Origin of the sequence: Streptomyces sp. NBC_01460, assembly GCF_036227405.1 — a bacterium.
Taxonomy (GTDB): domain Bacteria; phylum Actinomycetota; class Actinomycetes; order Streptomycetales; family Streptomycetaceae; genus Streptomyces.
The window spans coordinates 2,336,984-2,359,801 of the sequence record NZ_CP109473.1 but is presented as its reverse complement, the minus strand read 5'-3'; the positions used below and the strand labels follow the sequence as shown (position 1 = coordinate 2,359,801).

Genomic DNA, 22,818 nt, shown 5'->3' with positions numbered 1-22,818 from the left:
TTCACGCCTCCACCGGCCCGGCCTCGTGCTTCTCCCGCCGGCCCGAGCGCAGCCAGGCCGCCGTGACCAGCCCCGCCAGCCCCGCGGCGGGCAGCAGCACCCGGACGTCGACCACGGCGACCAGCCCCGCGCCGCCCGCCAGCGCCATCGCGTTGGGCGCCGCCATCAGCGAGTTGGCCGCCGCCGCGGTGCGGCCGAGCACCGCGTCCGGGGTCTCCCGCTGCACCGCGGTCATCGCGGCGATCAGCACGCACGGCAGGCCCGCGCCGATGGCCGTGCTCGCCGCGAGCGCCACCAGGTCACCGCCCAGCGCCCGCGCTCCCACCGCCACGGCGAACACCGCTGTTCCCGCCGCCGCGAACGTGCGTTCCGGCATCCGCCGCAACAGGGGGCCTGCCAGCAGGCCCACCGCCACGGAGCCCGCGCCCTGGAAGGCGTACAACACCCCGGCGTACGCCGGTGGGCGGCCCAGGGCCTCTTCCACGACGGCGTACACGGCCGCCCCGTTGAGCCCGGCGAGCAGCATCGTCAGCGCCCCGGCGTACACCAGCGGCCGCAGGACCGGCGAGCCGCGCAGCAGCCGTATCCCCGCCGCCGTGCCTCCCGGCCGTGCCGCCTCCCGGCCCCTGGCAGGCTCCCGTACCCGTAGGCGGGCGAAGAGCAGGGCGGCCAGGGCGAACGTCACCGCGTCCAGCGCCACCACCGCGCCCGCGCCGTACCGGGTGAACAGGCCGGCACCCGCGAGGGGGGCGAGCAGCTTCATGCCCTCGTTCGCCGTCGTACGCAGCCCGTTGAAGTCCCCCAGCAGCCGGGCGTCCAGCGCGTGCGCGACCAGAGCCGCTTCCGCCGCGTCCAGGAGGACCCCGCTCGCGCCGTACACGACGAGGACGGCGAAGAGCACGCCGATCCGGTGGCCGGGGCCGACGAGGAGCAGGGAGGCCATCAGGCCCGCCATCACCAGGTTCACCGTGACCAGCAGGAGCCTGCGCGGTACCCGGTCGGCGACCGCTCCGAGGGCGGGGCCCGCGAGGACCGGCGCCCACATGGCACCCACCGTCAGGGCGGCCAGACTGTCCGACCCCGTCGCCGACTTGACCCAGATCCCTGCGGTCAGCCACATCGCGGACGTACCGAAACCGGACACGAGCAGCCCCGTGAGGCAGAGCAGAGCCGTCCGGTCCCCTGCCACCACGCCCAACGCCCTCACGTGCCCCCCCGTCCACCCGCCGCGCCCCGGCCGGGCGCTCCGGTGGCCATGCTGACGACTGAGGCGGGGCGGCGGCATCGGGCAGATGCCCTGTCCGGCCGGCGCCTCCCGGGCCGGCCGGTCAGCCGCGCAGGGCGGCCAGGTCCTCGTCGCCGAGCACGAGGGCGTCCGCCGCGAGGTTCTCCTCCAGGTGGTCCAGGGAACCGGTGCCCGGAATCGCCAGCACCGACGGCGACGCCGCCAGCAGTGCGGCGAGCGCGACCTGCGCGGGGGTCGCGCCGAGGCGGGCCGCGACCGTGCCGAGCCGTTCCGTGCCGAGCGGGCCGAGGCCTCCGCCGAGCGGGAAGTAGGGCACGTAGGCGATGCCCGACTCCTCGCACGCGGTGAGCAGCCCCATGTCGTCGGCGTACTTGTTCTGCACCGCTGAGACGGGCGCGATCTCCGTGGCCTCCGTGAGCTGGGCGGCGTCGACGTTGCTGACGCCCAGGTGACGGATCAGCCCCTCCTCCCGGAGCCCGGCCAGGACCGCGAACCGTTCGGCGATCGAGGCGTTGCCCGGCCCGTTCATCCCGCCCACCCGCAGATGGACCAGGTCCAGTCGGTCCAGCCCCAGCGCGCGCAGTTCCTCCTCGACCAGGCCCCGCAGCTGATCCGGCGTCGCCTCCCCGCTCGGCACACCGGCGGCGTCGCGCAGCGGGCCGACCTTCGTCGCGATGACCAGGCCGTCGGGGTAGGGGGCCAGCGCCGTACGGATCAGTTCGTTCGCCCGCACGGTTCCCCGGCCGTAGAAGCCGGCGGTGTCGATGTGGTTCACGCCCAGCTCCACGGCCCGCCGGAGCACGGCGACGCCCGTCTCCGGGTCCCGCGGCGGGCCGTCGAACGTGCCCGCCGCCAGGCGCATCGCGCCGAAGCCGAGCCGGTTGATGGTGAGGTCCCCGCCGAGGGGGAACGTCTTGATCGTCATGAGGCCCATCGTGGCCGCCCCCACGGTGCCGGGCGAGCACGTGGCAGGTTGCTGCCAGGCCCGCGGGCTCCCTGCCAGACTGGCGGGATGCGGAACGAAGAGGTGTTCTCGGTCCAGGGGGACGCGGAGCTGGCCGCGCGCGCCGGTCATCTCTTCGCGTCCGTCTCCTCCGACTTCCTGTGCGCCGCCCGGGACCTCAGGACCTGGTCGCAGCCGGTGGCCAGGGCGGCGGTCCTGCGCCGGATGCGCACGCCGGACACATCCGGCCTCACGGTTCGCAAGCTGCTCAGCCCGCTCGCCCTCGTCGAGGAGGAGGCCCGCGCGCACCTGCGGCTGGTGCGGAGCAGGGGAGCCCTGGTCCGGATCAGCGGCTCGCCGCTGCCGCACGAGACGATCATCATCGACCGGCGGGTCATGATCCTCGCGGGCCGGGAGAGCTCCGCGGGCCGCGCGTACACCGTGACGACGTCACGGAATCTGGTCGAGGGCGTCCACTCGCTCTGCCAGGCCGTCTGGGACGACGCCCTCGACCTCGACGTCTGGCTGCGCGGCGACGCCCCCCACCTGGACGCCGGGAGCCGCGCGGTCCTCGAAGCCCTCGGCTCCGGACTCACCGACGCGGCGGCGGCCGGACGCCTCGGCCTCTCGCTCCGCACCTACCGGCGGCGCGTGGCCGGGCTGATGGCCGCGCTCGACGCCGGCTCCCGCTTCCAGGCAGGTCTGCGCGCGGGCGAACTGGGGCTGTCCCGCTGACGGGTGCAGGCCGCCCCGTGAACCCTCCCGGAGACGCCCGCGTCAGCCCGACTCGCGCCACCGGTTCGTGATCGGCAGCCGGCGGTCCTTGCCGAAGCCCTTCGGCGAGATCTTGGTGCCCGGCGGGTACTGCCGGCGCTTGTACTCGGCCGTGTCCACCATCCGCAGGGTCCTCGTCACCAGGGCGTCGTCGAAGCCCGCCGCCACGATCGCGTCCCGGCCCTGGTCCCGGTCGACGTACAGCTCCAGGATGCGGTCCAGCACGTCGTAGTCGGGCAGCGAGTCCGAGTCCACCTGGTCCGGGCGCAGTTCGGCGCTCGGCGGCTTGGTGAGGGACGCCTCGGGGATGGGCGGGACCTGACCGCGCTCCTCGGCGGCCCGGTTGCGCCACCTCGCGAGGCGGAAGACCGACGTCTTGTACACGTCCTTGATCGGCCCGTACGCGCCGACGGAGTCCCCGTACAGCGTGGAATAGCCCACCGCCAGCTCCGACTTGTTGCCCGGCGCGAGCACGATCTGGCCCTCCTGGTTGGAGAGGGCCATCAGCATCGTGCCGCGCAGCCGTGACTGGAGGTTCTCCTCGGCCAGTCCGGTGAGCCCCAGCGATCCCATGTACGCGTCGAACATCGGCTCGATCGGTACGGTGCGGAAGTTCAGCCCCGTGCGCCGCGCCAGCTCGGCCGCGTCGCTCTTGGAGTGGTCCGAGGAGTACTTCGACGGCATCGAGACGCCGTAGACGCGCTGGGCGCCCAGCGCGTCGCAGGCGATCGCCGCCACGAGCGCCGAGTCGATGCCGCCGGAGAGCCCGATCAGCACACTGCTGAAACCGTTCTTCGCGGCGTACGCGCGCAGGCCCACGACCAGCGCCGAGTACAGCTCCTCGTCGTCGTCGAGCCGCTCGGCGTAACCGCCCGCGAGCTCGGGTTCGTAGGCCGGGAGCGGCTCCTCGCCCAGTGACACGTGGTCGATCCGCAGCCCGTCGTCGACGACCCCGGACGGCGCCTCGGCCGCTGCGGCGGGCAGCTCCAGGTCGAGGATCACGGTGCCCTCGGCGAACTGGGGCGCACGGGCGATGACGTCGCCCTCCTTGTCCACGACGATGGAGTCCCCGTCGAAGACCAGCTCGTCCTGGCCGCCGATCATCGCCAGGTACGCGGTGGTGCAGCCGGCCTCCTGGGCCCGTCTGCGGACCAGCTCCAGCCGGGTGTCGTCCTTGTCGCGCTCGTACGGGGAGGCGTTGATCGACAGCAGCAGGCCCGCTCCGGCGGCGCGGGCGGCGGGGACGCGACCGCCGTCCTGCCACAGGTCCTCGCAGATCGCGAGCGCCACGTCGATGCCGTGCACCCGCACGACCGGCATCGAGTCACCCGGCACGAAGTACCGGAACTCGTCGAAGACGCCGTAGTTGGGCAGGTGGTGCTTGGCGAAGTTCAGCGCGACCTGCCCGCGGTGCAGCACCGCGGCGGCGTTGCGCGGCGACCCCGCGGGCTGCCCGTAGCGGGCCGCCGCGTGCTCGGAGCGGTCGAGGTAGCCGACGACGACGGGCAGTTCCCCGAAACCCTCGTCGGCGAGGCGGGCGGCGAGGGCGCGCAGCGCCGTCCGCGAGGCCTCGACGAAGGACGACCGCAGGGCCAGGTCCTCGACGGGGTATCCGGTCAGCACCATCTCCGGGAACGCCACCAGGTGGGCCCCCTGCTCGGCGGCGTGCCGGGTCCAGTGGACGATCGACTCGGAATTGCCGGCGAGGTCTCCGACGGTCGCGTCGATCTGATTCAGTGCGAGGCGTAGTTGAGGCACGGAACCAGTGTAATCGTCTGACTGACGCGATGTCCTGGCCTGTCGGCTTCCGGGCCGGAGATCCCTGGCCGGAGACCCCGCCGTGCGCGGCTCAGCGGAGGTAGCCGAGCACCGTCATCATGCCCGCCTCCGCGTGGTAGACGTTGTGGCAGTGCAGCATCCACAGGCCCGGGTTGTCCGCGTCCAGATCGACCGTCAGGGAGCGCCCCGGCAGCACCGCCGCCGTGTCCTTGCGGGCGCCGAGTGCCGTGCCGGCCAGGGCGAACGTGTGGCCGTGCAGATGGACCGGATGCCACATCGAGGTGCGGTTCGTGAACGCCAGGCGCACCCGCTCCCCGGCCCTGACCGGCTGCCGCACGGCCGGGTCGTAGCGCTTGCCGTCGAAGGCCCAGTCGTAGGCGTCCATGGAGCCCGTGAGGGTCATCCGTACGGTCCGGTCGGGCTCGCGGTCCGCCAGGGCCACCGACTCGTCCGGGGCCAGCCGGTCCGCCGTGACCAGCTCGCCGTCCAGCTCCCCCGGGCGCGCCGAGGCGGGCGGCAGCGCTCCCGGCGCCGTCCGCAGGACGGCCATCGCCTGCGCCTCCTTGCCCTCGGCGAGCGCGGTCAGGGGGAACACCCCGTCCCCGGCCGTCACCAGCACGTCGTACCGCTCGCCCATGGCCAGCAGCAGCGTGTCGGTCTCGGTGTGCCGCACGGGGAAGCCGTCCGTGTGCGTCACGGTCATGCGGTGGCCGCCGAGCGCCAGCCGGAAGGCGGTGTCCCCGCCGGCGTTGATGACGCGCAGCCGGATGCGGTCGCCCGGGCTCGCCTCGAAGACCGAAGGGTCCGTCGCCCTGCGGCCGTTGACCAGGTAGTGCGGGTAGGCCACGTCACCGGCGTGGCCGCCGAGCAGGTCGCTGCTCGCGCCCACCAGGAGGCGCGAGGGCGCGTCGCCGTCCGCCGCGGCCGCGCGGCGGCGGGCCGTCGTGTGGCCGGCCGCGTCGTGGCTGCTGCCCCGGCCCTTGGTGAGCTCGTCGAGGACCGCGTCGGGGGTGGAGCCCTCAACCCCGTCGAGCCAGTCGTCGAGGACGACCACCCACTCCTTGTCGTAGGAGAGAGGCTCCCTCGGGTCGTCGACGATCAGTGGCGCGTACAGCCCGCGGTCCAGCTGGACGCCCGAGTGCGGGTGGATCCAGTACGTCCCCGGGTGCGAGACCGCGAAGCGGTAGGTGGACACGGCGCCGGGCGCGATCGCCTGCTGCGTCAGTCCCGGTACGCCGTCCATGTCGTTGCGCAGCGAGAGGCCGTGCCAGTGCAGGGAGGTCGACTGCGCGAGGCTGTTGGTGAGGGCGAGCTCCAGGGTGTCGCCCGCCGTGACCCGCACGGCCTGGCCGGGAAGGTGGTCGCCGTACGTCCAGGTGGGGACGGTGAGTCCGTCGCCCAGCTCCCGGCTGGAGGCGGCGGCGGTGAGCGAGACCTTCCGCAGGGGCCCGGCGCCCCGCCGGGCCTCGGCCTCCAGGACCTCCGGGCCGTCGGGGGCGACGTAGGTGTCGGCGGCCCGCGCGGGGGAGGCGGCGCGCGAGGAGGGGGCCGAGCGGGGAGGGGCGGCGTCGGCCCGGGAGGCCAGGGCCGCCGATCCCGCCAGGGCGAGGCCGGAGGAGAGCACAGTGCGACGATTGGGCATTTCAGACATATTGCGCACCGTACCCCTGTCGGGTATAAGCGCGGCGCCTCGACACCCGTGCGGGGCGCGCCTCCCGGCGCCTGCCCCGGGCCCGGCTCCTCGTGCCGGTCCGGATCGCGCACCGGCCCGGCTCCTCGCGCAGGGCGGGGTGGGCCGGGCCGGTGTGCGGGCGGTGTCAGGAGCGGCGGTCAGGTGCCGGCGTAGACCATCTCGGCCCAGTCGGCGACCTGTTCGTCGGAGAGGTGGCGGGCCAGGTCGGCCTCGCTGATCATGCCGATCAGCTTCTTGTTCTCGATCACCGGGAGCCGGCGGATCCGGTGGCTCTGCATCTCCCCGAGCACCGCGCCGACGTCGGCCGTCGACTCGATCCAGCGGGGGGTGCCGTCGCAGAGCTCGCCCGCCGTCACCTTCGACGGATCGTGCCCCGACGCCACGCACTTGATCACGATGTCGCGGTCGGTGATGATCCCGACCATCCGGTCCTGCTCGCCGTTGGCGGAGACGGGGAGCGCCCCCACCTTGTGGTCCCGCATCATCTGGGCGGCGCGGTCGAGCGTCTCGTGGGCGGGGATCCACTGGGCCCCGGTGTGCATGATGTCCTTGGCCGTCGTCATGGGGTTGCCTCCTGCGTGCCGATGGGCACTGCTGTACGGCCCCGAGTCCTTCCATCGTCGGTCGCCTGCCCGGCGCACGCGAACGCTGTCACCCGTTCGGGCGTACGCCGGGCCGGTCTCCGCGCTTCTCCGCGCCTCTCCGCGCCTCTCCGCACTCAGGGACGGACTCAGGGACGGGGCGCGGCGCCGCGCGCCGCGAGCATGTCCGCCATCAGGTCCAGCTCGGACCGCTGGGCGTCGACCATGCCCTGGGCCAGCCGCCTCTCCGCCGGCACGGTGCACTGCCGGGCGCAGGCGCGGGCCATGTCGACGCCCGCCTTGTGGTGGTCGGTCATCAGCTGCAGGAAGAGGATCTCGGCCTGCTTGCCACGGGCCTCGCGGAGCTGTCCGAGCTCGGTCCTGGTCGCCATGCCGGGCATGAGGGCACCGTCGTGATCCATCCCCGCCATGTCCTCCATGCCCCGCATGTCGTGGCCGCCGTGGCCGCCCGTCGTCCAGGACATCGGGCCCTGCCCGTCCGGGGCGGTCTTCGGCAGCTCCCACAGGTCGAGCCAGCCGAGCAGCATGCCCCGCTGGTTGGCCTGCGTGTTCGCGATGTCGTACGCGAGACGCCGTACGTCCTCGTCCCGCGTCCCGTCGCGCACGATGAAGGACATCTCCACGGCCTGCTGGTGGTGGACGGCCATGTCCCGGGCGAAGCCCGCGTCCGCGGACGCCGAGGACGGCGTCCGGGGAACCGGCTGAGCCCCGTCGCCCCGGGCGGAGGCGACCGTCGCGGCCCCCGCGAACAGCAGGGCGAGGGCCACGGCGGAGCCCGCCACCCACCGCGTACGCCGGTCGAGCGCCGGGCTCACCCGTCGACCCCGCCGGTGCAGGGCGCGCCCGGCTCGGGCGTCTGCGCGCCCTGGACGTACTTCGCGAAGAACCGGGCCACCCTCGGGTCGTCCGCGCTCTCCACCGTGACCTGCTTGCCCCAGGCGCTGAGCATGATCGCCCCGGACTGCCCCTCGTACGGGGACATCAGGGAGTAGGGGGTGCTCCTGACGCGGGACGCCAGCTTGCCGACGTCCTCCCCGGATGCCTTCCCGCTGTGCGTCACCCAGACCGCACCGTGCTCCAGGGCGTGCACCGCGTTGACGTCCGGGACGGCCTTTTCGTATACGACGCCGTCGCAGTTCAGCCAGGCCGGATTGTGGTTCCCGCCGACCGGCGGCTTCATCGGGTACGTCACCTCGGTGGTGACGTGGTCGCGGGTCAGCTTCGCCGCGTCCCACGTCTTCTCGCCCGCGATCGGCTCGCCGGCGAGCTTCTTCTTCTCCTGCTCGGTCTGCTTGGAGTCCTGGGCCTGACCCTCCTCGGTCCTGTCCTTCGCCTCCGACTTCTCCAGGAGCATGTAGGAGCCGAATCCCAGCAGGCCGGCGACCACGACGGCACTCAGGCTTATGGCGACGACCCGGTTGCGACGGTCGCGCGCACGGTCGGCGCTGCGCATCTGCTCTATGCGGGTCCTGCGGTCGAAGCTCATGACGTCGGGTCCTTCTGCCAAGGGGTCGGGAGGGACGGGAGCGGAGCGGGGAAAACCCGTGCGCGAGGGGCCGTGGCGGAGCGGCTGCGGCCCTTGCACACCATGGGCGCCGATCGTAGTGGGTGGCCGCGTGCTCTCTCTCACACCGTGTGCGTAATCTGGGTGAAATCCCGGGTCGTGATACTGAGGTGTCTCCCCTACCCCGGGCGGTGGTGCACGGACCGTCTGAACTGCAAGGATGTGGCTATGGACAAGCAGCAGGAATTCGTCCTCAGGACGCTTGAGGAGCGCGACATCCGCTTCGTACGGCTGTGGTTCACCGATGTTCTCGGTTACCTCAAGTCCGTCGCCGTGGCCCCGGCCGAGCTGGAGCAGGCCTTCGACGAGGGCATCGGCTTCGACGGTTCGGCGATCGAGGGCTTCGCCCGTGTATACGAATCGGACATGATCGCCAAGCCGGACCCCGGCACGTTCCAGATCCTTCCGTGGCGCGCGGAGGCCCCGGGGACGGCGCGGATGTTCTGCGACATCCTGATGCCCGACGGCTCGCCCTCCTTCGCGGACCCCCGCTTCGTGCTCAAGCGCATCCTCGCGAAGACCTCCGACCTCGGCTTCACCTTCTACACCCACCCGGAGATCGAGTTCTTCCTGCTGAAGAACAAGCCGGTCGACGGCAGCCGCCCCACCCCGGCCGACAGCTCCGGCTACTTCGACCACACCCCGCAGAACGTCGGCATGGACTTCCGCCGCCAGGCGATCACCATGCTCGAATCGATGGGCATCTCGGTCGAGTTCAGCCACCACGAGGGTGCCCCCGGGCAGCAGGAGATCGACCTCCGTTACGCGGACGCGCTCTCCACCGCCGACAACATCATGACCTTCCGCCTGGTCATGAAGCAGGTCGCGCTGGAGCAGGGCGTGCAGGCCACCTTCATGCCGAAGCCGTTCTCGGAGTACCCGGGCTCGGGCATGCACACCCACCTCTCCCTCTTCGAGGGCGACCGCAACGCGTTCTACGAGTCGGGCGCCGAGTACCAGCTGTCGAAGGTCGGCCGCTCCTTCATCGCGGGCCTGCTCAAGCACGCCGCGGAGATCTCCGCCGTGACCAACCAGTGGGTCAACTCCTACAAGCGCATCTGGGGCGGCTCCAGCCGCTCCGCCGGCGCCGGCGGCGAGGCCCCCTCGTACATCTGCTGGGGCCACAACAACCGCTCCGCGCTGATCCGTGTCCCGATGTACAAGCCCGGCAAGACCGGCTCGGCCCGCGTCGAGGTCCGCTCGATCGACTCCGGCGCCAACCCCTACCTGACGTACGCGGTGCTGCTCGCCGCGGGCCTCAAGGGCATCGAGGAGGGCTACGAGCTCCCGGCCGGCGCCGACGACGACGTCTGGGCCCTCTCCGACTCGGAGCGCCGCGCGATGGGCATCGAGCCGCTCCCGCAGAACCTGGGCGAGGCGATCGCGCTGATGGAGAAGAGCGAACTGGTCGCCGAGACGCTGGGCGAGCACGTCTTCGACTTCTTCCTGCGCAACAAGAAGCAGGAGTGGGAGGAGTACCGCAGCGAGGTCACGGCCTTCGAGCTGAAGAACCTGCTGCCGGTGCTGTAACCGCAGGTCAGCGCCGGTAGAGCGCGTGTACGTGGCTCCGGGCCGACGGTCTCTTGCCGTCGGCCCGAAGCCGTTCTAGGTACCCTGGGCCGCCTGTGGGCCGTCAGCGCGGTCGGCCGGCGGTATTCACAGTTGCTGACAGGGCGGACACGTGGGCCGCCGCCCTCTACCCTGCCCCGTCGGTACCGGCTTTCCGGTCAGCAATCACACACTTGAATTCCGGAATGCCTGCGGGTATCTGCTCCATCGAAAAGTGCGCGTCACGCAGGTTGGAGCCGTCGAACCTGGTTGATCCGGCGTAGCTTTGCCGGAAGTCTGCTTGAGGGGCCCAGACGCCAGTGAAATCGGCACGGTGGAGATTGGCGCCACGGAGGTCAGTGCCGCCGAGGCGGGCCCGGCGGAAGTTTGCCCGCTCGAAGTCGAGTCCGGTCAGGTCTGTACGCCGCAGATCGATTCGTGTCGCTTCGTTGCGGATGGGGCGGCGTCCGAGCACGGTGACGGCGGCTTGCACGGGTTCGTCAGGCCGAGGAACGTCAAGGCCGAGTCCGGCGTGCTGGCGAATGAACGCGGCCAGGACGGTTATCACCGTGTCGTGGTCGTCCTCGCTGTCGCGCATGATGCGCTCCAGGCTGTATATCGCTCCCAGTCGTTGCGTGTCGTCCTGGGAACTGAGCAGCTTGATCGCTTCGACATAGCGGCCGGTGACCTGTCCTTCTCGGGTGAGCCGCGCCTGTTCTGCTTCTCGATCGGCCGACATCTTCATGGTGATCTCGAACTGCTTCTGGTTCTCGGTGAACTGATCTTGAGCATGCTGGAAATTCTCGCGTTCCAGGCGGTGCTTCTCGCGGGTGTAGTAGAGGCCCGCTGCGGTAAAGCCGCCGGCTGCGATGGCGACGAGCATGGTGCGGAATCCGGTGACGATGATCCCGGCCGACGAGACGAGCTCGCCGTTGTCATCGCGGAGGCGGTGGCCCTCGATCCACCAGGGTGCCCATACCAGCAGCACCAGGAAGGCCGCCGCGCCGGCCACGGCAGCGGTCCGGGCTCCTCGCGGGTGACGTGTGCGCCACGGTTCGCGTTTTCGCTCGGGCCCGGTCCGGCCCGTCCCCAGCTCGTCGCTCATGTCCGGCATGATGTCCGTCCGGTGGGTGCGACATGCGGTGGACGGGACTGTTCAGAGCTGGAGTTGAGGGTTCCGTGCGTGCCGTGGCAGGCAGGCCCGCCCCGTTGCGGGGCCCTGCCCGTCGACGGTTCGGACGCTGGCCATAATCAACTGATGAGTGCCATCGAACGCCCTGTGCCACCCTTGAACGCCGACGAGCGGACCACGCTGGAGAGTTGGCTCGACTTCCACCGCACCACACCCGCCATGAAGTGTGAGGGCGTGGACGATGAACAGGCCGCCTTCGCGTCCGTGCCCCGTCCGGCTTCACACTGACCGGCCTGGTCCAGCACATGGCGGAGGTGGAGCGGAATTGGTTCCGTCGCGTGTTCGCCGGAGAACAGGCTCCGCCCATCCATGACCCGCAGGCCGACCCGGATGGCCCCGACGGTGGTTTCGACGTGGCGGTGGGCGCTGTCCTGAACGATGCCCTCGCCACCTGGCACGCGGAGATCGCCTGCGCCCGCGAGCACTGCGCCGAGCGTGCTCTGACCGATACGGGTCGCTTCATGGGGCAGGACGTCAGCCTTCGCTGGATCTTCGTCCACATGATCGAGGAGTACGCCCGCCACAACGGCCACGCCGACCTGGTCCGGGAACGCATCGATGGCATGACCGGCGTATAGCCCCTGATCAGGCGGCGGCGGCCTTGTCGACAACGGGGCGTAGGCGCGGGTCGTCGGTATTGCCGCAGTCCTCGTCTGCTGTCGCCTGTCGCGCCACTACTTCGCCTGTCGTGCCCCCGGGCGTCCGAGGACCTGCGACAGGCCCACCAGAACAAGACCACCCAGGATGAGCGACATATCGGCCTCGAAGGGCAGCACGCGCGCGGCCGCGACCCCTGCTGCCAGCAGCATCACGCCGCCGCCCCAGATGCCGGGGCGTCCCACACTGTTGCGCAGCCAGGGCACGGCGACCCGGCCAGTCACCAAGGCCACCATCCCCACGACACCGAGCGTCAGAGCCGTCACCGTGCTGACGATCAGAAAGAACATCGACATCTGCCCCCTTGAGCACTTCTTCGGTGATGATCTCAGGAACCTCGGCGCGCCACGATGCCGGAACCCGGCAACATCGGCCCGCTCTCCTTGCAGCAACACTGCTTGGGGCTGCGACCGCCGAGAAAACCCCGAGCCCGATGTGCCGATGTGGTGGCACGCTCTCGGTCGGCCTACAGGGGGAGCGCATGGGACTGGACTACAGCTACGAGATCATCACCCCTGCCCGGAATGTCGCCACCGCACTGCGGAAGCTCTCGGAACTGGCGCCGCGACGTGACTGGAGGACGCCGATCACGGTCACTCTGCCCGGTGGTGAACAGGTCGTCCTTCCGTTCACCTCCGGCTTCAAGGGCGAGCCGGTCGACTGCTCCGCGGGAGGCCGGCTCCCACTCGACACCTCCCTCATGTTCGGCGTCGACGACGCGGTGCGCGCGTACGTGGGGGACCGCGACCCGGAGGTCGACGAGCTCGGGAGAGTCCCGATCGGGTACATCTACCTCACGGTCCTGTTCGCGCCCCCGCGGCACCCTCGGTACGCGTCGCTGGAGTTCACGGCCGCCACATCGGGGATGAGCCGGCTGTTCGCCCGGTCCGCAGGCGTCAGGGCGGTCTTCACGGATCTCGCCGCCGCCTCCGGGGGAGTGTGCTGCCTGCTCGACACCGAGAGCGACACCGTGGACGTCTGCTGGCTGGACGGCCGACCGGTCCAGGAGACCGTCCCCGGCCCCCGCTTCGCGAACTACCGGGCCCTGGCCGCGACATGGCCCGGCCAGGACCGGTGACGAAGCCGTAGCCCCGGTGAGGCGCGCGCCGCACGCGCGTGCGAGGGGTGCGATGGGGCAGCCGTACTCGTACACCGTGGGCGCAGGGAACGGCCCGCGGCCGTTGCCGAGCAGAGGAGAGACGTCGCATGACCACGCTGGCCGTGACCGGACACATCGACCTGACCGAGGAGACCGTGCCGCTCGTACGGGCCGCGCTGCGCGAACTGCTGGGGCCCTACAGCGGGGACCTCACCGGAATCTCGTGCATCGCCGCCGGAGCCGATTCGCTCTTCGCCGAGGAGGTCTCCGCGATCGGCGGCCGTCTGATCGTCGTCATACCGTCCTTGGACTACCGCTCCGCTGTGGTGAGACCCGAGGACGCCCCGGTCTTCGACCACCTCAGCGAGACGGCCGTCGAGGTGCGGACCCTGCCGTACGAGACCGCCGACCGCGCCGCGTACGAGGCGGCCAACGCCGAGCTGCTGAAGGGTGCGGACCGGCTCGTCGCCGTGTGGGACGGGACGCCGCCGTCGGGGCGGGGCGGCGGGACGGCCGACCTGGTCGAGGAGGCCGGGCGGGCCGGCATACCGGTGGACGTGGTCTGGCCGGACGGCGCCGCGCGGCGCGGCTGAGTCACCTGCGGCGTACGGCGGCGGTGACCGCCGACGCCATGGTCCCCGACAGGACGGCCACCACGAGCGACGCGAAGAACAGGACCACCAGCCACCCGGGGGTCCCTCCGGTGACCGTCCCGTCCACGGACGCGCAGGTCACCTCCGTAGGGAAGGCCTGTCTGCGCACGTCCTCGCAGGCGTTGGGCAGGTCGTCGTTGACGACGTACGCCTGGATCCAGCACAGGGCCCAGCTCACCAGGAAGACGGCGAACGCGGTGAACGAGACGCCCCACAGGGGGTTCCGGCCCGTCTGCCGTGGTGTGCCGTCCCTCGTGTCAGCTGCCATGCGGGGATCGTAGCGATAGGCGGGACCGGCCTCAGGGTGAGGCGTCAGCCGCCCGGTGGTGGCGGTCGTAGTGGCGGGCCGCGCGGGCGCGGTTGCCGCAGGACGGCTTGCACCACTCCTGGCGGCCGTGGCTCTTCACGAAGTAGCGGACGCAGCGCGGTGCGGTGCAGGCCCGCAGCCGTTCGCGCTCCGGGCCGCTGAGGAACGCGACGGCCGCCCGCGCGAGGGCCGCGAGGAGCAGGGCTCCGGGATCCTCCCGTGTCGCCGTCAGGCTCGACACGGGAGGTCCGTCGAGCGGCCAGTCCAGCCGGGGGACGACGGGCACCAGCGCGGCGGCCGTGTTCAGGTGTGCCACGGCCTGGTCCGCCGGCATCAGCCGGTGGGCGTCCGGCGGGCTGGGACGCGTGGGGCTGACCGCGCGGGCGAACAGCGCGCGGACCGCACGCCGCACCTCGACGACACGGAGCCTGAGGTCCTCGTCCACCGTGGCCTCGTCCTCGGGGGCATGGCCGTCCAGCAGTGCGTGCCGCTGCCGGATCCAGATGTTCAGGCCCTGGACCGTGGCCAGTTCGTCGATGACGCCGCCCTCGCCGTCGTGGCGGATCGTGCTCGCCAGCTCCAGTGCCGCCCAGCGCTCCATGGATCCCGCTCCTGCCTCGTACCTGTTGATTGCGGTGGCGTGCACACCCTAGTCTCCCTAACGGATAATTCTGAACAAGCGTTAGAGGGGGATGGACGACTGTGCTGCTCGCTCAGATCAGTGACCTGCACCTGGACGGCAGTGAGAGGGCGACCCGTCGCGCCGTGCGGGTCATGGACTACGTACGGGCGCTGCCCCGGCCCGTCGACGCCCTGCTCGTCACGGGGGACATCGCGGATCACGGGGCGGAGGCCGAGTACGAGGAGGCCGCGCGGATCCTGGCCGCGCCCTTCCCGGTCCTCGCGTGCCCCGGGAACCACGACGTCCGCCCCGCGTACCGCAAGGTCCTGCTGGGGGAGGAGGCCGACGCCGGGCCCGTCAACCGGGTGCACCACGTCGGCGGTGTGGCGATCCTGATGTGCGATGCCACGATCCCGGGACGCGACGAAGGGCGACTCGACGAGGAGACGCTCGCCTGGATGGACGCCACTCTCACCGAACTGCCGGCGAAGACCCGGGCGCTGATCGCCTTTCACCAGCCGCCCGTCGTGCTCCACCACCCGCTGCCCGACTCCGGCATGCTCGAACGACCCGGTGATTTGGCGGCCTTGATCGACGCCCACCCGCAGGTCGCCGCCGTCCTCACGGGGCACGCCCACACCGCGGCGGCGTCCACCTTCGCCGGGCGTCCACTCGTCGTGGGGCCGGCGATCACCTGGACCCTGCGCCTGCCCTGGGAGGGCGACCGTCCCGCCGACCGCGACCAGCCGCCCGGCCTCGCCTTCCACGTCCTGGACGACGACGGCAGGCTCACCACCCACTACCGGGTCGTGATCTGAGACATCGGCCGTGCGGTGGCCGGCCGGGGCGCCGCTCAGTCGAAGCTCCGCCCCATCTCGTCGAGGACCTCGTCGATCACCTCGGCGGGGGACCGGGCCAGGTCCTCCTCGATCCACATGCGCATCGCGATCCGCAGTGAGGAGAGGAAGGCCGCCGCCAGCACCGGCGGGCGCACCGGGTGCCCCTCGGGGCCCCGGCGTGCGGCTATCGCGTCCGCCAGGTCACGCTCCAGCGCGGCGTGGTTGGCGAGCTGGCGGGCCAGGAGGGAGGGGTGGCGCATGGCCAGCCTCGTGCGGACGGCCCATTCGCGTTCCGGGGTCACCATGCGTGCGGAGAAGTCCGCCACCGCGGCCCGCAGCGCCGGCCAGGCGGGCTCCTCGGCGGGGCGGTCCCACACGGTGCGGACCAGTGAGCCGATCAGCTGCTCCTCGCCGTAGAGGACGGCGTCCTCCTTGTTGGTGAAGTAGTTGGAGAACGTTCTGCGGGAGATGCCGGCCGCGTCGGCCACCGCCTCCACCGTCACGTGGTCGAAGCCGAGCTCGACGGTCAGCCGCATCGTCGCTTCGTGCACCGCCTGCCGGGTGGCCGCCTTCTTGCGCTCCCGCAGTCCCACTGGGCTCTCCATGCGTCCATTATCTACGGCGCGGACATCCCTGGCGCAAAAAAGTTGCACAGTGAGCAATGTTGCCCAATGTGCATGTAAGGTGAAGGCTTCCTCGGTTCGTCCCCAGCCCTTCCCCGGGCCAGGGGTCCGGGGTCCGGGGCTCCGTGGTGCTGGTGGTCTCCGGGCTCGCCCTCTTCCCGAACCGCTTCTCCTTCCCCCTTCTCCTCGAACTCCTCCGGAGGTTGCGCGTGAGCGCAGTTACGGCGGCGCCGGCCGATGCCGCGCCGATGGACCACCGCCATGTGCTGCGGGCGCTGAGCGGTCTGCTCATCGTGCTGTTCGTGGCGATGATCAGCAGCACGGTCGTCTCGGTGGCCCTCCCGCAGATCATCGGCTCCCTCGACGGGACCCAGTCGCAGTACACCTGGGTCGTCACCGCGACTCTGCTGGCCTCCACGGCCTCCACGCCGATCTGGGGCAAGCTCGCGGACCTGTTCAGCAAGAAGCTGCTCCTGCAGATAGCCATCGGGCTGTTCATCATCTCGTCGGTGGCCTGCGGATTCGCCCGGTCCACCGAGCAGTTGATCGCCTTCCGCGTCATCCAGGGTCTCGGTATGGGCGCGCTCCAAGTGCTCGTCCAGGTGATCATCGCCGCGATGATCAGCCCGAAGGAGCGGGGCCGCTACAACGGGTACCTCGGCGGAGTCATGGCCGTCGCCACCGTCGGCGGACCGCTGCTCGGCGGGTTCATCACCGACACCTCGTGGCTCGGCTGGCGCTGGTGCTTCTTCATCGCCATCCCGTTCACCCTCGTCGCCTTCGTGCTCCTGACCCGCACCCTGCACCTCGCCGAGGTGCGCCGCGAGGGCGTGAAGGTGGACTACCTGGGCGCCGCCCTCATCGCCGTCGGCGTCAGCCTGCTGCTCCTCTGGGTCACCTTCGTCGACAACGACTTCGCGTGGGTGTCCTGGCAGACCTTCGCCATGGTCGGCGGCAGCGTCCTGATCCTCGCCGCGGCCGTCCTGGTCGAGGCCCGCGTCAAGGAGCCGGTCGTCCCGCTCCACGTCGTACGCCGCCGGGACCCCGCTCTCGCCATCGTCGCGAGCCTCGCCGTGGGCATGGCGATGTTCGGCGGGGCCGTCTTCCTGGGCCAGTACTTCCAGATCGGCCGGGGCAACTCGCCCACCGAGGCCGGACTGCTCACCATCCCGCTGATGCTGGGCGTGCTCGTCTCGTCCACCGTCGCCGGGCGGCTCGTCTCCAGGACCGGCAAGGTCAAGCCCTACATCATCACCGGCGTCGTCGTGCTCACCCTCGGCTTCCTGGGGCTGTCCACGATCGACCACGAGACCTCCCTGGTCATCGTGTCGGCCGGGATGCTCGCGGTCGGCATCGGTGTCGGCATGTCGATGCAGAACCTCGTGCTCGTCCTCCAGAACACCGTGCCGCTCAGTGAACTCGGCGCTGCCAGCGGGGCGATCACCTTCTTCCGGTCGCTCGGCGGCACGATCGGCGTCTCCGTCCTGGGTGCCGTGCTCGCCAACCAGGTCTCCGTGAAGATCGCCGAGGGGCTGGCGGAGCTGGGCGTCGATCCGGCCGCGTCCGCCTCGGGCGGCTCGACGCTGAACGTGGCGGCCATGCCGCCGCAGATCCAGGAGGTCGTACGGGCCGCGTACGGCGACGCGACCGGGCACATCTTCCTCATCTCGGCGGGGATCGCCGTGGTCGGTGTCGTCGCGTCGCTCTTCCTGACGCCGACGAAGCTGCGCGACAGCGTGGACCTCTGACCCGCCGGTCGGGCTGACCCGTCGACCCGACGCCTGCCGCCCACCGTGCCCCCGCCACCCACGTGGCGGGGGCACGGTCGTGCCGACCCCGGCCCGCGGGGCCCGGCATACGGTGCGGTGGCCGACGTGATTCCGGTAGTGTGACGCGTCCCGAGACCGGGACCGACCCAGGAGGTGAGACCCATTACCGCTTCAGCAGGCTGGGTGCTCACCCCTCGCCGTCGCGCGGCCCACCGGGCCTGAGCGATCGCGGAGCGCCCATCGGATTTCCCGAAAGGCTCCGCACCATGCAGGAATTCGCCCCACCGCTCACCTTCGCCTCCCTCGTCACCCTGCTCCGTACGGCGGGCTGCGTCTTCGCCGAGGACGAGGCCGAGCTCCTCCTCTCCGCGGCGGACGGCCCCGACGAACTCGCCTCCATGGCCGAGCGCCGGGCCGCCGGGCTGCCGCTTGAACACGTGCTCGGCTGGGCCGAGTTCTGCGGGCTGAGGATCGCCGTGGACCCAGGGGTCTTCGTGCCCCGGCGGCGTACCGAGTTCCTCGTCCGCCAGGCCGCGGCACTGGCCCCCCGCCCGGCGGTCGTGGTCGACCTCTGCTGCGGTTCCGGGGCGCTGGGCACGGCGCTCGCCTCGTCGCTGCGGGACGCCGAACTGCACGCCGCCGACGTCGAACCCGCCGCCGTGCGCTGCGCCCGGCGCAATGTGGGCGCGCTCGGGGCCGTCTACGAGGGCGACCTCTTCGCACCGCTGCCCGCCTCCCTGCGCGGCCGGGTGGACGTCCTGCTGGCCAACGTGCCGTACGTGCCGACCGAGGATGTCGGGCTGCTCCCCGCGGAGGCGCGCATCCACGAGCCGCTGGTGGCGCTGGACGGCGGTGGCGACGGGCTCGACGTGATGCGCCGCGTCGTCGCGGAGGCGACCGACTGGCTGGCCCCGGGCGGCAGCCTGCTGGTCGAGACGAGCGAGCGGCAGGCGGCGCGCGCCCTGGAGACGGTGGGGAGCCGCGGACTGACCGCGCGCGTCGTCGTCTCCGAGGAGCTGTACGCCACCGTCGTCATCGGGACCAGGCCTCCCCTGTAGCAGGGGAGGCGGACCGGCGGGACGGACGCGGGGGTGCGTCCCGGATCAGGCGAAGCGCCAGCGCGTCTGCCCGAACGGGTCGCCCTTGGCGAAGCCGAAGGCCGTGCGGGGGGCCACCGCGAAGACCTCCGCGCGGCCGCCCGCGCCGTTGGAGAACATCCCGTCCGTGACACCGAAGTGCCAGTCACTGCCGTACTTCGCCTCCCACGCCTCGGCCAGCTCGGTCAGCCGCTGCTCCTGGGTCACCCGGGCCGCCCGGCCCTCGACCACCAGGTCGAACCCCTCGTTCAGGGTGTTGGCGCCGGTGGTCAGCACGACCTCCGGGTTGGCGGCCAGGTTGCGCGCCTTGCGTTCCGAGGGGCCCGTGCAGAAGTGCAGGGCGCCGTCCGACCAGAGGCCGATCAGCGGGGTGACGTGTGGGCGGCCGTCCGGGCGGACCGTCGACAGCCAGTACAGTTCCGCGCCCTCCAACAGCGCGACCGCGTCCGCCCAGGGGCGCGCGGTCGCGCCCTCGCTGCTGTAGTGCGGGTCCAGGGCGGTCTCGGGGGCGGGGGCTCTGCTCTCGTCGGTCTCGGCCGGCATGACGGGTCTCCTCGGGCGGTATGGCGGTGTCCATGGTCTTTTGCTCGATCGTGCCTCTGCAGGGTGGACTCCTCTCCCGCTCCGGATTCATCGGTACGGGGCTAGGCTCGAAGAGCGGATATGTGTGATCGGCGGGCAGGAGACACAGGATGACGACGGTGCCGGGACGCAGGAGCAGTACGTTCACGAGACTGCTGCGGCACGGTTTCACCGATCCGTCAGCCGCCGAACGGCTGCTGGACCTGCCCGAGCTCTCCTCCGTACGGTCGGACCCGGTGCTCTTCGACGCCCTCGGCGCGACCGCCGACCCGGATCTCGCCCTGCACAGCCTCGTCCGGCTCGTCGAGGCCGAGGAGGCGGACGAGCGGCAGATCCTGCTGGACACCCTCGTCACGGCCAAACCGCTCCGGGACCGGCTCCTCGGGGCCCTGGGCGCCTCCGAGGCCCTCGGGGACCACCTGGCGCGGCATCCGCGCGACTGGCAGGTGCTGGTCACCTACGAGGCCACCGACCTGCACCCCGGGGTCCGCGAGTTCGAGACCATGCTCGGCGACGCGGTCGATCCGGACTCCCTGCGGGTCGCCTACCGCAGGTCCCTCCTGTCGATAGCGGCCCGCGACGTGTGCGGGACGACGGATGTCGCCCAGGTCGCCGCCGAGCTGGCCGACCTGGCGACGGCCACCCTGCGGGCGGCCCTGGACATCGCCCGCGCCGACGCGCCCTCCGACGCCGCCCAGTGCCGGCTCGCCGTCATCGCGATGGGCAAGTGCGGCGGGCACGAGCTGAACTACGTGTCGGACGTCGACGTGATCTTCGTGGGCGAGCCCCTCGACGGCGCGGAGGAGAGCGGCGCCATGCAGGCCGCGACCCGGCTCGCCGCCCACATGATGCGGATCTGCTCCGACACCACCGTCGAGGGCACCATCTGGCCCGTCGACGCCAACCTGCGCCCCGAGGGCCGCAACGGGCCGCTGGTGCGGACCCTGTCCTCGCACCTCGCCTACTACCAGCGCTGGGCCAAGACCTGGGAGTTCCAGGCACTGCTCAAGGCCCGGCCGGTCGCCGGTGACCCCGAGCTCGGAGCGGCGTACACCGAGGCCCTGTCCCCGCTGGTCTGGCAGGCCGCCGAGCGCGAGAACTTCGTCGCCGACGTGCAGAAGATGCGCCGCCGCGTCGTGGACAACATCCCCGTGGACCGCGTCGACCGTGAGCTCAAGCTCGGCCCCGGCGGACTCCGGGACGTCGAATTCGCCGTCCAGCTGCTCCAGCTCGTCCACGGCCGCAGTGACAGCACCCTGCACTCCGGCTCCACGCTGGAGGCCCTGCAGGCCCTCGCCGACGGCGGATACGTCGGGCGGGCGGACGCCGCGCAGCTGGACGAGGCCTACCGCTTCCTGCGCTCCATGGAGCACCGCATCCAGCTCTACCGGCTGCGCCGTACCCACCTGGTCCCCGAGGACGAGGCCGACCTGCGCCGACTCGGCCGGTCCCTCGGCCTGCGCACGGACCCGGTGGCCGAGCTGAACAGGGCCTGGCGGCGCCACGCCTCCGTGGTGCGGCGGCTCCACGAGAAGCTCTTCTACCGCCCCCTCCTGGACGCGGTCGCCCAGCTCGCGCCCGGCGAGAGCCGACTCAGCGCCAAGGCCGCCGTCGTACGGCTGGAGGCCCTCGGCTACGCCGACCCCGCCGCCGCGCTGCGGCACCTGGAGGCCCTGTCGTCGGGGGTCTCCCGCAAGGCCGCGATCCAGCGCACGCTCCTGCCGGTGCTGCTCGGATGGTTCGCGGACTCCGCCGACCCGGACGCCGGGCTGCTCGGCTTCCGGCAGGTGTCCGACGCGCTGGGCAAGACCCCGTGGTACCTCCGGCTCCTGCGGGACGAGGGTGCCGCGGCCGAGAATCTCGCCCGGGTCCTGTCCGCCGGGCGGCTCGCCCCCGACCTGCTGATGCGGGCCCCCGAGGCCGTCGCCATCCTCGGCGACCCCGAGGGGCTGACACCGCGCAGCCGGAACCACCTGGAGCAGGAGGTCCTTGCCGCGGTCGGCCGGGCGCAGGGCGCCGAGGCGGCGGTCGCCGTGGCGCGCGGGGTGCGGCGGCGGGAGCTGTTCCGTACGACGGCGGCCGACCTCATCGGCTCGTACGGCACCGAGGACAATCCGGCCGAACCCGATCCGGGGGCCCTCGCCGACCGGGTCGGCTCCGCCGTCACCGACCTGAACGCCGCCACCCTCTCCGGGGCGCTGCGCGCCGCCGTACGGGAGCGCTGGGGCACCACCCTGCCCACCCGGTTCGCCGTCATCGGCATGGGCCGGTTCGGCGGGCACGAGCTGGGCTACGGCTCCGACGCCGACGTCCTGTTCGTGCACGAGCCCCGCGAGGGGGTCAGCGACGAGGAGGCGGCCCGGGCCGCCAACACCGTCGTCACGGAGATGCGCAGGCTGCTGGAGCTGCCGACCGCGGATCCGCCCCTGCTCATCGACGTCGACCTGCGGCCGGAGGGCAAGACCGGGCCGCTGGTCAGGACCCTCAAGTCGTACGAGGCGTACTACCGGCGCTGGTCGCTGGTCTGGGAGAGCCAGGCCCTGCTGCGCGCCGATCCGGTGGCCGGGGACGAGGAGCTCGGCCGCGCCTTCGTGGAGCTCATCGACCCCCTGCGGTACCCCGTGGAGGGGCTGGGCGACGACGCGGTGCGGGAGATCCGGCGGCTCAAGGCGCGGATGGAGTCGGAACGCATGCCGCGCGGCGCCGATCCGACGCTCCACACCAAGCTGGGGCGCGGCGGGCTGAGCGACGTCGAGTGGACGGTGCAGCTGATGCAGATGCAGCACGCCTGGGCCGAACCCGGGCTGCGGACCCCGCGCACGCGTGAGGCCCTGGCGGCCGCGTGCGCGGCGGGGCTGATCCCGGCGGAGGAGGCGCAGACGCTGGACGAGGCGTGGGTGCTGGCCTCGCGGGTGCGCAACGCGGTGATGCTGGTGCGGGGGCGGCCCGGCGACACGTTCCCCTCGAACCCGCGTGAGCTGACGGCGGTCGGGCGGTACCTGGGCTACGAGCCGGGGCACGTGGGGGACATGCTGGACGACTACCGGCGGATCACCCGGCGGGCCCGGGCGGTCGTCGAGGAGCGCTTCTACGGGGCGGCCGGGTGAGGTCCGCGCTCACGAACGCGCGCTGACGAACGCGCCTTCAGGAACACGCGCTCAGGGAAGGCTCCCTACGGCCCAGGTGTGAGAACCGCGGGGTGAGCGCGGGGCGGGGACGCCCCCGCCCC

The 22,818-nt window shown here is 71.9% G+C and carries 21 protein-coding genes and 1 pseudogene; 9 read left to right on the top strand and 13 right to left on the bottom strand.

The window, feature by feature from the left end; translation table 11 throughout:
* Nucleotide 1 precedes the first annotated feature (1 nt).
* Together OG488_RS10505 and OG488_RS10500 are read right to left on the bottom strand one after the other, a co-directional pair.
* Entirely contained in the window at nt 2-1,192 is a 1,191-nt protein-coding gene (locus OG488_RS10505; RefSeq protein ID WP_443074210.1) for an MFS transporter, read from the bottom strand.
* 136 nt (nt 1,193-1,328) lie between these two features.
* A complete protein-coding gene (locus OG488_RS10500; protein ID WP_329228079.1) occupies nt 1,329-2,171 on the bottom strand; it encodes an oxidoreductase in 843 nt (280 codons plus the stop codon).
* 87 nt (nt 2,172-2,258) lie between these two features.
* Between OG488_RS10500 and OG488_RS10495 the strand changes: the two genes are divergently transcribed.
* Nucleotides 2,259-2,924: a DNA-binding response regulator gene (locus OG488_RS10495; RefSeq protein WP_329228078.1), complete on the top strand. Its 666-nt coding sequence runs from the start codon at nt 2,259-2,261 to the stop codon at nt 2,922-2,924.
* Nucleotides 2,925-2,966: 42 nt separating this feature from the next.
* On the opposite strand, the gene OG488_RS10490 is transcribed toward OG488_RS10495, so the two are convergent.
* The 5 genes from OG488_RS10490 to OG488_RS10470 form a co-directional block, all read right to left on the bottom strand.
* Nucleotides 2,967-4,721, bottom strand: a complete 1,755-nt coding sequence (locus OG488_RS10490) for an NAD+ synthase (RefSeq protein ID WP_329228076.1) — start codon at nt 4,719-4,721, stop codon at nt 2,967-2,969.
* Nucleotides 4,722-4,812: 91 nt separating this feature from the next.
* On the bottom strand, nt 4,813-6,393 hold the full coding sequence (locus OG488_RS10485) for a multicopper oxidase family protein (RefSeq protein WP_329228074.1): 1,581 nt from the start codon (nt 6,391-6,393) through the stop codon (nt 4,813-4,815).
* A gap of 179 nt (nt 6,394-6,572) precedes the next feature.
* Complete coding sequence (locus OG488_RS10480) at nt 6,573-6,998, bottom strand: CBS domain-containing protein (protein WP_329228072.1); 426 nt, start codon at nt 6,996-6,998, stop codon at nt 6,573-6,575.
* A gap of 167 nt (nt 6,999-7,165) precedes the next feature.
* Nucleotides 7,166-7,852 (bottom strand): DUF305 domain-containing protein, encoded by a 687-nt coding sequence (locus OG488_RS10475; RefSeq protein ID WP_329228069.1) that lies wholly within the window; start codon nt 7,850-7,852, stop codon nt 7,166-7,168.
* Nucleotides 7,849-8,523 carry a DUF3105 domain-containing protein gene (locus OG488_RS10470; RefSeq protein WP_329228067.1) on the bottom strand — a complete coding sequence of 225 codons (675 nt, stop codon included), beginning with the start codon at nt 8,521-8,523 and terminating at the stop codon, nt 7,849-7,851. Before OG488_RS10470 ends, OG488_RS10475 begins: the two co-directional genes overlap by 4 nt.
* Nucleotides 8,524-8,769: 246 nt before the next feature.
* Here OG488_RS10470 and glnA point away from each other — a divergent pair, with 246 nt between their 5' ends.
* Nucleotides 8,770-10,131: a type I glutamate--ammonia ligase gene (gene glnA / locus OG488_RS10465; RefSeq protein WP_329228065.1), complete on the top strand. Its 1,362-nt coding sequence runs from the start codon at nt 8,770-8,772 to the stop codon at nt 10,129-10,131.
* Nucleotides 10,132-10,297: 166 nt separating this feature from the next.
* Here the strand turns inward: glnA and OG488_RS10460 are convergent, their stop codons facing one another.
* Entirely contained in the window at nt 10,298-11,254 is a 957-nt protein-coding gene (locus OG488_RS10460; RefSeq protein WP_329228063.1) for a pentapeptide repeat-containing protein, read from the bottom strand.
* A 153-nt stretch (nt 11,255-11,407) separates the two neighbouring features.
* On the opposite strand from OG488_RS10460, the pseudogene OG488_RS10455 reads away from it, so the two are divergent.
* Nucleotides 11,408-11,919: pseudogene (locus tag OG488_RS10455) on the top strand (DinB family protein).
* A 96-nt stretch (nt 11,920-12,015) separates the two neighbouring features.
* On the opposite strand, the gene OG488_RS10450 reads toward OG488_RS10455, so the two are convergent.
* Entirely contained in the window at nt 12,016-12,288 is a 273-nt protein-coding gene (locus OG488_RS10450) for a hypothetical protein (RefSeq protein ID WP_329228061.1), read from the bottom strand.
* Nucleotides 12,289-12,479: 191 nt separating this feature from the next.
* Here OG488_RS10450 and OG488_RS10445 point away from each other — a divergent pair, with 191 nt between their 5' ends.
* A complete protein-coding gene (locus OG488_RS10445; protein WP_329228059.1) occupies nt 12,480-13,076 on the top strand; it encodes a hypothetical protein in 597 nt (198 codons plus the stop codon).
* A gap of 128 nt (nt 13,077-13,204) precedes the next feature.
* On the top strand, nt 13,205-13,690 hold the full coding sequence (locus OG488_RS10440; protein WP_329228057.1) for a hypothetical protein: 486 nt from the start codon (nt 13,205-13,207) through the stop codon (nt 13,688-13,690).
* A gap of 1 nt (nt 13,691) precedes the next feature.
* On the opposite strand, the gene OG488_RS10435 is transcribed toward OG488_RS10440, so the two are convergent.
* Both OG488_RS10435 and OG488_RS10430 read right to left on the bottom strand, forming a co-directional pair.
* Nucleotides 13,692-14,018: a hypothetical protein gene (locus OG488_RS10435; protein ID WP_329228055.1), complete on the bottom strand. Its 327-nt coding sequence runs from the start codon at nt 14,016-14,018 to the stop codon at nt 13,692-13,694.
* Nucleotides 14,019-14,049: 31 nt separating this feature from the next.
* The gene (locus tag OG488_RS10430) at nt 14,050-14,658 is read right to left on the bottom strand and encodes a CGNR zinc finger domain-containing protein (protein WP_329238564.1); all 609 of its coding nucleotides are present in this window, start codon (nt 14,656-14,658) and stop codon (nt 14,050-14,052) included.
* Nucleotides 14,659-14,759: 101 nt separating this feature from the next.
* Between OG488_RS10430 and OG488_RS10425 the strand changes: the two genes are divergently transcribed.
* Nucleotides 14,760-15,497 carry a metallophosphoesterase gene (locus OG488_RS10425; RefSeq protein ID WP_329228053.1) on the top strand — a complete coding sequence of 246 codons (738 nt, stop codon included), beginning with the start codon at nt 14,760-14,762 and terminating at the stop codon, nt 15,495-15,497.
* Between the two features lie 35 nt (nt 15,498-15,532).
* Here the strand turns inward: OG488_RS10425 and OG488_RS10420 are convergent, their stop codons facing one another.
* On the bottom strand, nt 15,533-16,123 hold the full coding sequence (locus tag OG488_RS10420) for an acyl-CoA-like ligand-binding transcription factor (protein WP_329228051.1): 591 nt from the start codon (nt 16,121-16,123) through the stop codon (nt 15,533-15,535).
* 266 nt (nt 16,124-16,389) lie between these two features.
* On the opposite strand from OG488_RS10420, the gene OG488_RS10415 reads away from it, so the two are divergent.
* Together OG488_RS10415 and OG488_RS10410 are read left to right on the top strand one after the other, a co-directional pair.
* A complete protein-coding gene (locus OG488_RS10415; RefSeq protein WP_329238563.1) occupies nt 16,390-17,889 on the top strand; it encodes an MDR family MFS transporter in 1,500 nt (499 codons plus the stop codon).
* A 287-nt stretch (nt 17,890-18,176) separates the two neighbouring features.
* Nucleotides 18,177-18,968, top strand: a complete 792-nt coding sequence (locus tag OG488_RS10410) for a putative protein N(5)-glutamine methyltransferase (protein ID WP_329228049.1) — start codon at nt 18,177-18,179, stop codon at nt 18,966-18,968.
* Between the two features lie 45 nt (nt 18,969-19,013).
* Here OG488_RS10410 and OG488_RS10405 read toward each other — a convergent pair whose 3' ends face one another.
* On the bottom strand, nt 19,014-19,550 hold the full coding sequence (locus tag OG488_RS10405; RefSeq protein ID WP_329228047.1) for a pyridoxamine 5'-phosphate oxidase family protein: 537 nt from the start codon (nt 19,548-19,550) through the stop codon (nt 19,014-19,016).
* A 149-nt stretch (nt 19,551-19,699) separates the two neighbouring features.
* On the opposite strand from OG488_RS10405, the gene OG488_RS10400 reads away from it, so the two are divergent.
* The gene (locus OG488_RS10400) at nt 19,700-22,696 is read left to right on the top strand and encodes a bifunctional [glutamine synthetase] adenylyltransferase/[glutamine synthetase]-adenylyl-L-tyrosine phosphorylase (protein WP_329228045.1); all 2,997 of its coding nucleotides are present in this window, start codon (nt 19,700-19,702) and stop codon (nt 22,694-22,696) included.
* Nucleotides 22,697-22,818: the final 122 nt, after the last annotated feature.

Coding starts and splice junctions, on each gene's coding strand:
- OG488_RS10500 (WP_329228079.1), bottom strand. CDS start 2,171: ATGACGATCAAGACGTTCCCCCTCGGCGGGGACCTCACCATCAACCGG.
- OG488_RS10495 (WP_329228078.1), top strand. CDS start 2,259: ATGCGGAACGAAGAGGTGTTCTCGGTCCAGGGGGACGCGGAGCTGGCC.
- OG488_RS10485 (WP_329228074.1), bottom strand. CDS start 6,393: ATGTCTGAAATGCCCAATCGTCGCACTGTGCTCTCCTCCGGCCTCGCC.
- OG488_RS10480 (WP_329228072.1), bottom strand. CDS start 6,998: ATGACGACGGCCAAGGACATCATGCACACCGGGGCCCAGTGGATCCCC.
- OG488_RS10470 (WP_329228067.1), bottom strand. CDS start 8,523: ATGAGCTTCGACCGCAGGACCCGCATAGAGCAGATGCGCAGCGCCGAC.
- glnA (WP_329228065.1), top strand. CDS start 8,770: ATGGACAAGCAGCAGGAATTCGTCCTCAGGACGCTTGAGGAGCGCGAC.
- OG488_RS10460 (WP_329228063.1), bottom strand. CDS start 11,254: ATGAGCGACGAGCTGGGGACGGGCCGGACCGGGCCCGAGCGAAAACGC.
- OG488_RS10450 (WP_329228061.1), bottom strand. CDS start 12,288: ATGTTCTTTCTGATCGTCAGCACGGTGACGGCTCTGACGCTCGGTGTC.
- OG488_RS10445 (WP_329228059.1), top strand. CDS start 12,480: ATGGGACTGGACTACAGCTACGAGATCATCACCCCTGCCCGGAATGTC.
- OG488_RS10440 (WP_329228057.1), top strand. CDS start 13,205: ATGACCACGCTGGCCGTGACCGGACACATCGACCTGACCGAGGAGACC.
- OG488_RS10435 (WP_329228055.1), bottom strand. CDS start 14,018: ATGGCAGCTGACACGAGGGACGGCACACCACGGCAGACGGGCCGGAAC.
- OG488_RS10430 (WP_329238564.1), bottom strand. CDS start 14,658: ATGGAGCGCTGGGCGGCACTGGAGCTGGCGAGCACGATCCGCCACGAC.
- OG488_RS10420 (WP_329228051.1), bottom strand. CDS start 16,123: ATGGAGAGCCCAGTGGGACTGCGGGAGCGCAAGAAGGCGGCCACCCGG.
- OG488_RS10415 (WP_329238563.1), top strand. CDS start 16,390: ATGGACCACCGCCATGTGCTGCGGGCGCTGAGCGGTCTGCTCATCGTG.
- OG488_RS10410 (WP_329228049.1), top strand. CDS start 18,177: ATGCAGGAATTCGCCCCACCGCTCACCTTCGCCTCCCTCGTCACCCTG.
- OG488_RS10405 (WP_329228047.1), bottom strand. CDS start 19,550: ATGCCGGCCGAGACCGACGAGAGCAGAGCCCCCGCCCCCGAGACCGCC.
- OG488_RS10400 (WP_329228045.1), top strand. CDS start 19,700: ATGACGACGGTGCCGGGACGCAGGAGCAGTACGTTCACGAGACTGCTG.